8 protein-coding genes are annotated in these 8,106 nt (G+C 25.1%); 4 read left to right on the top strand and 4 right to left on the bottom strand.

The features are described from left to right. From ACERKK_RS08865 to ACERKK_RS08850, 4 genes are all read left to right on the top strand, one after another. Positions 1-674, top strand: a 674-nt coding sequence (locus tag ACERKK_RS08865) for a glycosyltransferase family 9 protein (protein ID WP_373772723.1), incomplete at its 5' end; no start/stop codon positions are given. After that, positions 667-1,845, top strand: coding sequence for an O-antigen ligase family protein (locus ACERKK_RS08860; protein ID WP_373772722.1), 1,179 nt, complete (start codon positions 667-669; stop codon positions 1,843-1,845). The genes ACERKK_RS08865 and ACERKK_RS08860, both read left to right, overlap by 8 nt. Positions 1,846-1,847: 2 nt before the next feature. Next, complete coding sequence (locus ACERKK_RS08855) at positions 1,848-3,308, top strand: MBOAT family protein (RefSeq protein WP_373772721.1); 1,461 nt, start codon at positions 1,848-1,850, stop codon at positions 3,306-3,308. A gap of 9 nt (positions 3,309-3,317) precedes the next feature. Then, positions 3,318-4,418, top strand: a complete 1,101-nt coding sequence (locus ACERKK_RS08850) for a hypothetical protein (RefSeq protein ID WP_373772720.1) — start codon at positions 3,318-3,320, stop codon at positions 4,416-4,418. On the opposite strand, the gene gmhA is transcribed toward ACERKK_RS08850, so the two are convergent. Genes gmhA through gmhB form a run of 4 tightly spaced genes read right to left on the bottom strand, consistent with a single transcriptional unit; the run spans position 4,415 to position 7,926 of the window. Beyond that, positions 4,415-4,978 (bottom strand): D-sedoheptulose 7-phosphate isomerase, encoded by a 564-nt coding sequence (gene gmhA / locus ACERKK_RS08845; RefSeq protein WP_373772719.1) that lies wholly within the window; start codon positions 4,976-4,978, stop codon positions 4,415-4,417. The two genes, ACERKK_RS08850 and gmhA, sit on opposite strands and share 4 nt — an antisense overlap. After that, positions 4,959-6,395, bottom strand: a complete 1,437-nt coding sequence (rfaE1, locus tag ACERKK_RS08840; protein ID WP_373772718.1) for a D-glycero-beta-D-manno-heptose-7-phosphate kinase — start codon at positions 6,393-6,395, stop codon at positions 4,959-4,961. Before rfaE1 ends, gmhA begins: the two co-directional genes overlap by 20 nt. Next, positions 6,395-7,399, bottom strand: a complete 1,005-nt coding sequence (gene rfaD, locus ACERKK_RS08835; protein ID WP_373772717.1) for an ADP-glyceromanno-heptose 6-epimerase — start codon at positions 7,397-7,399, stop codon at positions 6,395-6,397. Before rfaD ends, rfaE1 begins: the two co-directional genes overlap by 1 nt. 11 nt (positions 7,400-7,410) lie before the next feature. Further along, positions 7,411-7,926, bottom strand: coding sequence for a D-glycero-beta-D-manno-heptose 1,7-bisphosphate 7-phosphatase (gene gmhB, locus ACERKK_RS08830; RefSeq protein WP_373772724.1), 516 nt, complete (start codon positions 7,924-7,926; stop codon positions 7,411-7,413). Positions 7,927-8,106: the final 180 nt, after the last annotated feature.

Raw genomic sequence — 8,106 nt, 5'->3', positions numbered from 1 at the left:
ATTTTTTACAAAAAGTTTTTAAAATTAAAGTAAAGTCAAAAACAGTAAAAGAGATATTAGAAAAATGTAATTTAAATCAAAATAATATAGATAAATATTTTAAAGAAAATGATGATTTTATTAGGTTACCTCATTTTAAATCAGAATTTGATTTAAGAGCTAAATTTGATAAAAAAATAGTCGCAATTTCAACTGGAACTAGTGAAAGATGGTTAAGTAAAAAATGGGGAATAGAAAGATTTACAAAATTAATTGATGGTTTAATTAAAAGTGATATTCAAGTAGTTTTAGTAGGAAGTTCATTAGAAGTAGATGATTCAAATATAATAAGTGAAAAATTTAATGAAAAAGTTTATAATTTAGTTAATAAGACTAATTTGACTCAATTAAAAAATGTTTTATCTGAAATTGATTTATTTATCGGAAATGATAGTGGACCTGCTCATATTGCAGCTGGTGTTGGCACTCAAACTATTACTATATTTGGTTCAACTGATATAAAGCATTGCGTTAAGTTTATGGAGTATACAGGAGAACACTTTTATTTTAAGCCAAGTGAAAAGATTAAATGTCATCCTTGTTATAAAACAAAATGTCCAACAAAAATGGAATGTATGGATGATATTAAAGTTAACGATGTATTGGAGAAGGTTATTAGGGTTTTGGATGTCTAAATATTATAGAGCCGACTATTTATTTAATATATTATTATTAATTTGGTGTATGTCAATCCCTTTTAAAAATGCTGTCTATCAGTCATCTACAGCTTTAATTATTATATTTTTTTTAATATATCTTATTAAAAATAAAGATTATAAATATTTTAAAGAATTATCTTTTAAATTTAAAGATTTAGTTTTAGGTTTTTCTTTAATAATTCTAAGTATGACTGTCTCTAATTTTATAAATGATGTATCTAAAACAGACGCTTGGAGAATAGAGTTAATGTTTATTCTTAGATATGCATTCATTTTTATTATACTTCTTTATTTTTATTCTAAACATTTCTTTAATAAAAAAACTTTATTTATATTTGTTTTTAGTTCTTTATTTATACAGTCTTTTGACGGAGTTTACCAAAGTATATTAGGATATGATTTCTTTAAACATAATATTGGAGACTTAAATAGAGGTTTAACAGCCGCAACCTTTAATAGGAATTCTTTTGGATTATTTATGGGTATAGCTTTAATTATTTCTTTAATTTATTTATCAAAAATAACAAAAGTTAATATAAAACTTTTTTTCTTTTTTTTGTCAATGCTTATGTTTGCATATACTACATTATTTAGTTATTCTCGTGCTGTATGGGTTGCTTTATTTCTAAGTTTACTTATTTCTTTAATAATTAATTTTAAGTCTTTGAAATTTAAACATATGATCTTTTGTATAAGTGTTACTTTTACAATAATTCTGATATTCCAAAATATTGATTCTTTGTCCAATAGATTTGATACTTTACTAGCCGGAAATAGCTCTCATCGAGATATCATTTGGTTAAAAGCAATTGAATTAATACAACTAAAACCATTCTTTGGTTTTGGATTAGACACATGGCAAATATACGGCTTAAAACAATTTGCAGGATTACATAATTCTATTTTAGAAATATTACTTTTCACTGGATTATTTGGATTATTAGCTTTCTTTATAATGTTGTTTTTGGTATTAAAAACAATTTATATTAAAAAAGAATGGGATTTACTTTTAATACTTAACTATTTATTTGTAGTTAGTCAATTTGATCAAAGTATTTTTAAAGGAAAGACTTTTTTATGTGTAATAACTATTTTTATGTTTTATGTATATGTATATAGAATAGATAATAAAAAAATCAAGGATTAATATTGTTATTTAATAGCTATGAATTTATATTTCTTTTTTTACCAAGTACATTTTTTATCTATTTTTATTTAAATAGTAAAAGATTAACCGAAATAAGTAAAGGTTTTTTAGTATTTAGTTCATTGTTTTTTTATTCTTGGTGGAATATCGTTTATTTACCGATTATATTAGTTTCAATGCTCTTTAATTATGTAATAGGGAATACTCTTTCTTCAAGAAGTTTAAAAAAAAGTTTCAATAAAAAAGTAATTTTAACTTTTGGAATTGTTTCAAATTTAGCTTTACTTGTATATTTTAAATATGCAGATTTTTTTATAGAAAATCTTAATAGTGTAGTAGGTACTGATGTTCCTCTTCTTCATCTAGCACTTCCCCTTGCAATTAGTTTTTTTACCTTTCAACAAATTGCTTATTTAGTTGATAGTTATAGAGAAGAGACTAAAGAGTATGATTTTTTAAATTATGCCTTATTTGTTACCTTCTTCCCTCAATTAATTGCAGGACCAATTGTTCATCATAAAGAAATGATGCCTCAGTTTGCAAATGTAAGAAACAAAATAAAAATCTATAAAAATATTGCTTTAGGTTTATTTATCTTCTCTCTTGGGTTATTTAAAAAAGTAGTAATTGCAGATAGTTTTGCAGTATGGGCTACAAAAGGTTTTGATTCATCTACAAGTCTTAATTTCTTTGAAGCATGGATAACAAGTTTATCTTATACATTTCAGCTATATTTTGATTTCTCAGGGTATACGGATATGGCTATTGGTATTGCATTATTGTTTAATATCAAATTACCAATTAACTTTAATTCTCCATACAAAGCTTTAGATATACAAGATTTCTGGAGAAGATGGCATATTACTTTATCAAGATTTTTAAGAGATTATATATATATTCCTTTAGGTGGAAATAAGAAAGGTAAGTTTAGAACTTATAATAATCTATTGGCTACATTTATATTAGGCGGATTTTGGCATGGTGCTGGTTGGACTTTTATTTTTTGGGGCTTTTTACATGGAATGGCTTTAATAGTTCATAGATTATGGAACTCTATTGGTTTTCAATTACCAAGAGTTATTGCCTGGATTATTACCTTTAACTTTGTAAATATTGCATGGGTATTTTTTAGAGCAAAAGAGTGGGATGATGCCATAAAAGTATTGAGTGGAATGATTGGTTTAAATGGTATTATATTCTCGGATAGATTACTTTATAAAGTTCAATCTTTACAATCATTTGTAGAGGCTAACGCTACATTCTTTGGAAAATTAATGTTTGGAAGTACTCCTATTTCTTTTATTACAATTGCTACTTTTATTGTTCTTTATTATGATAATGTTGTTCAAATTTCACAAAAAGTGAAATTTAATTATAAAATTCTATTTCTTTTATTAGTTATTGTTATTGGTACATTATTTAATATGTCTAAAGTTTCAGAATTTTTGTATTTTAATTTTTAGGTAGTAATAATGAGTTTTAAAAAGTTTTCTTATATATTTGTTAGTGTTATATTTCTATTTATTTTATTTAATCTTGTTGTATGGAGTTTTTTTACAAAAAAACTTTTAGTAAGTGAAAAGGGAATTGTTACAGGTGATTTAGCAAGAATGGGATACCATGAAGATATTTCATTTAAAAGAAAAATTGAAGATACTCTTCCTTCTTTACATTTCATGTCAAATGAATATAATTATCAAAAAATTGATGTATTAACATTAGGAGACTCTTTTTCAAATGGAGGAGGAAAAGGATTAAATAGTTATTATCAAGATTTTATAGTAACAAACTTAAATCTTAAAACTCTTAATTTAACTAACTATGAGAAAAAAACTAGAAGTGATATTGAAACAGTTTATATTCTTGGAAATAGTGGTTTTTTGGAAAAGTCTGGAGTTAAATATATTATTATTGAATCTGTTGTAAAAAAAGTTGTACAAAGATTTTCAAAAAATATAAACAATTTACGTAATGATAGTTTAGATAATATTGCGGATTTTTATCATTTTAATACAGTTAGTCAAGAAAATAGAGCTAGAGTTAGAAATGGATCTTTACCTTCTGTTTCTTTTATTAATAATGGAAATATTAAATTTTTAGCTTATAACTTTTTATACAATTTTTCAGAAAAAGCATTTGTTTCAAAAGTTCATAGAGTAAAAACTGACAAGAATTATTTTACTACAGGTAATAATGATTTATTATTTAATAAAAATAGTATAAGAAGTATTCGAAATAATACTTTAGTAAACTTAGAGTTAATGAATAAGAATTTCAATGAATTATCTGATTATTTAAATAAAAAGGGAATCAAGTTGATTTTTATGCCAGTTGTAAATAAATACGACTTGTATTCAGATTATATTGTAGATAATAAAAATCCTAAAGATAAATTTTTTGATATATTTGAAAATTTAGATAAAAGATATATTCATATAAATACAAAAGAAATATTTACTAAAAAGGTTTTAGAAGGGCAAAAGGATATATTTTATATTGATGATACTCATTGGACAGATATTGCTTCCCAAATCGTTATAGAAGATTTAGGAAAACAATTAAATATTAATTAAAAAGAATCATCAATAATTTGACAAATAGTATGTCCAAATAAAATATGCATTTCTTGAATACGTGGAGTGTTGTTTGATGGAACAATTAAGTTTACATCACACACTTCATTCATTTTTCCACCATCTTTTCCTGAAAAACCTAAAGTACTACATCCTAAATCTTTTGCAAGTTTTAATGCACTTATAATATTCTCACTATTACCACTTGTACTAATACCAATAATTAAATCACCTTTATTGGCTAAAGCTTCAACTTGACGATCGAATACTCTATCATAACCATAATCATTTCCAATAGCTGTTAAAGCACTTGTATCTGTTGTAAGAGCAATACCAGGAAGGCCACGTCTTTCACTTTTATATCTTCCTGTTAATTCTGCTGCAATATGTTGTGCATCAGCAGCACTTCCACCATTTCCACATAGAAGTATTTTATTTCCATTTTTTAAAGTATTTACAGCTAAAGTTGAAGCTTTAACTAATTCATCTTCCATATTATTGATAACATTATTAATTGTTTCTAAATGAGATTGAAACTCGTTACTTATCGTTTGCTTCATTTTCTTTAATCCTCTGTATTGTTCTACTTGTACTTCTTCCTTCTACAAATTCTACAAGTTTTAATTCTTCTACTAACTCTTGTCCGACTACATCTTTACCTTCATAATCTCCACCCTTTACTAATGTATGAGGAGAAATAGTTTTAATCAGTTCATATGGAGTATCATCTTCAAATAAAACAACATAATCAACACTTTCAAGAGCTGCAAGTGTATAAGCTCTATCATCTTGAGTATTTACAGGTCTTGATGGCCCTTTTAGTCTTTTAACAGAAGCATCAGAATTTAATCCTAAAATTAATACATCACCAAAACTTTTTGCAGTTTCTAAATACTTAACATGACCAACATGTAAAATATCAAAACAACCATTTGTAAAAACAACTTTTTTGCCTTTTTGTTTTAACTCATTTGCTAGTTTTTTTATTTCTTCTATTGTTTTAATATGAGAATAACTTGTTGATTTATGTAAACTTGATTCATATTCTATGATTTCATTTAAAGATGCAGTTGCACTTCCAAGTTTTCCAACAACAACTCCTGCTGCTAAATTTGCAAAATCAATAGCTTGATCAATATTTAAGTTACAAGCTAATGAAAATCCAATAGAAGCAAGGACTGTATCTCCTGCACCTGTTACATCATAAACTTCTCTTGCAACAGTTGGTTTTTTTCTAAGTTCATTATCAAATATAGCAATACCATCTTCACTTAATGTGATTAAAGAAACATCTAATTCACAATCTTGTTTTAATTTTGAAATAGCTTTTAGTAGTGATTCTTCATCTTTTATATCAATATTAGTAGCTTCACTTGCTTCTTTTTTATTAGGTGTTAAAAGATAAGAACCTTTATACTTAGAATAATCACTTCCTTTTGGATCAACAATTACCTTTTTACCCTTACTTTTAATTAGCGATATTAAATCTTTTGTAAGTTGTTGAGTTAAGACACCTTTTCCATAATCAGAAAGCAAAATAATCTCATATTTAGATATGTTTCTTTCTAAAATATCAAATATCTTTTTTTCACTGTTTTTTTGTATATCTTTACAACTTTCTTGATCATATCTTATGATTTGCTGATTTGATGCTATTAGTCTACTTTTTTTTGATGTTATTCTGTTTTCTTCAATAATTAAATTACTATCAGATACAATTTTTTCTAACATGATTTGTAATTCTGTTCCAATTAAATCATCTCCAATAACACTAATAACATCTACCTTTGCACCTAATGCATTTAGATTATTAATAACATTTCCTGCACCACCTAATACTGTAGTCTCTTTTTTTACATTCAATACTTGAACAGGAGCTTCTGGTGATATTCTGTCACAACTTCCCCATAAATAGTGATCAATCATTAAATCACCAATTACAAGAATATTAGGTTTTTGATTTTTAAGATTATTCATTATTTAACTTCTTCTTTAAACATTCTTTTAATTTCAGGAATATAAGCTTTAATTCCATCTTCTAATTCAAAATTTGGTTTATAGTCTAAGATTTTTATTGATTGTGAAATATCTGCTTGAGTATGCATTTGATATCCATCAAAAGGATTAGTAAAATACTCTGTTCCTAAATCTGTCTCTAGCTCTTTTTGTAAAATATCTGCAATATCTTGAAAAGATCTAGGTTTTGATGTTCCAACATTATAAACACCAGATTGCTTTGCATTACAAGCTTTGATATTTGCTTGTATTACATCTTCGATATAAATAAAATCTCTTACAATTTTATCACTACCTTCAAATAATCTAGGAGTTTTTCCTTGAAGTATTTGATGACCTAACTGAATAACCATAGAGGCAGTTGAATTTTTATAAAACTCTCTTGGCCCATAAACATTAAAATATTTTAATCCAACAATTTTAATACTAGGATTTTCTTTTATAAATTTTGCAGAAATTTGATCCATTGCATATTTACTATATCCATATGGATTTTCTGGATTTTCAAGTCCTACTGTTTGAGGTGAGGGCATTGAACCATAAGTTGCAGCTGAACTTGCATAAACTAATGTTGCATTGCATTTTTTTGTAATATTTAGAATATCATAAAAACTACTTACATTTGTTTTCATAATAATTTCTTGATCATAAACTCTAGTATCAGAAATTGCAGCTTGATGAAAAATATAATCAAAATCATAATTTTCTAATAGTTTTAAATCTTCTTGATTAATTAAACTTCCACAAATAATCTCACCTTTAAAACCAATAAGGTTTTTATAATGACCGAAACTTTTTAAGTTGCCATTTGAAAAAGTTTCTTCACTTCTAAAACAATCAAATATTAGAATATTAGATTCAGGAAAATTATCTTGAAAATAAAAAGCAAGGTTTGAACCAATAAACCCAGCTCCTCCTGTTATAAGTATTGTTTTATCATTAAAATCTATATTTGTATAAGTCATTATTTATTGTCCTAATTTTTTATTATATTTTTTGTTTCAATTATATTTTTTACTATATATTGTGTATTTATCTCATCAGTTTCTTTATAATATTCACTTGTAATTAATATTGTATTCTTAATTCCTGCATTAATTCCTGCATTAATATCTGATACCTTATCTCCAATAAGCCAAGAATTTTCTAAATCAATATTGTATTTATCATTTGCTTGTAAAATCATGCCAGGCTTAGGTTTTCTACAAGAACAGTTGTCATTTGGAGAATGTGGGCAATAAAATAAATCTAAAATATTTATATCATTTTGTTTAAACTCATTTATCATCCAAGAAGTTAATTTTTTAAAATCATCATCACTAAAGTATTTTCTTCCAATTCCAGACTGATTAGTTATAACAATAATTTCATAACCAAGGGATATAAAATATTTACAAGTTTTAAATAAATTTTGCGTAAACTCAAACTCTTCAATTTTATAAAGATAATGTTTATCAATATTTATAACACCATCTCTGTCTAAAAAAACTATTTTTTTTTTATTGTTTAAGATAAGATAATCCTTTTTTATTTTAAATAAAGGCGTTATTTTAACACAAATTAAATCAAATTAACAGATTTTAATAAGCATTATGATAAATTTATTTACCAAATTAAAGAGTGCAGATGAACCAAACAACAATATATTATAAAACTAAAACAAAACTAATCG

Origin of the sequence: Poseidonibacter sp., assembly GCF_041821165.1 — a bacterium.
Lineage (GTDB): Bacteria > Campylobacterota > Campylobacteria > Campylobacterales > Arcobacteraceae > Poseidonibacter.
This window is presented reverse-complemented; position numbering and strand designations above follow the sequence as displayed.

What these genes read in the sequence shown, in the direction of transcription:
- ACERKK_RS08860 (WP_373772722.1), top strand. Translation starts at nt 667, where the DNA reads ATGTCTAAATATTATAGAGCCGACTATTTATTTAATATATTATTATTA.
- ACERKK_RS08850 (WP_373772720.1), top strand. Translation starts at nt 3,318, where the DNA reads ATGAGTTTTAAAAAGTTTTCTTATATATTTGTTAGTGTTATATTTCTA.
- gmhA (WP_373772719.1), bottom strand. Translation starts at nt 4,978, where the DNA reads ATGAAGCAAACGATAAGTAACGAGTTTCAATCTCATTTAGAAACAATT.
- rfaE1 (WP_373772718.1), bottom strand. Translation starts at nt 6,395, where the DNA reads ATGAATAATCTTAAAAATCAAAAACCTAATATTCTTGTAATTGGTGAT.
- rfaD (WP_373772717.1), bottom strand. Translation starts at nt 7,399, where the DNA reads ATGACTTATACAAATATAGATTTTAATGATAAAACAATACTTATAACA.